Genomic DNA, 270 nt, shown 5'->3' on the forward strand with positions numbered 1-270 from the left:
CGGTCACCTGGGTGATCTTGCGAGTGGATACGCCATTAATGACCATCTCCATCAGTGCAAGCACAAGAGCTTGTTCGCTTCGTTGATAGCGAGAAAAGAGCTCCGTGGAAAACTTACCGTCTCTGAAGCGAGGCACATAAAGCGTCAGATTACCTACGCGAGTGGTCAGGGTATGTGGATAAGTTCCATTGCGGTAACCAAGTCGTCCCTCCGTTCTCTCATACTTTTCTGCTGCTAATTGATCCGATGCTTGTGCCTTCAATACTTGAT

General features: G+C 48.5%; 1 protein-coding gene. It reads right to left on the bottom strand.

All coding sequences use genetic code 11. The features are described 5' to 3' along the window. The coding region (locus KI362_RS25390; protein WP_301630989.1) for a transposase at positions 1 to 270 on the bottom strand (270 nt) is incomplete at both ends.

The sequence above is a fragment of the Paenibacillus apis genome, assembly GCF_018333295.1.
GTDB lineage: Bacteria > Bacillota > Bacilli > Paenibacillales > Paenibacillaceae > Fontibacillus > Fontibacillus antibioticophila.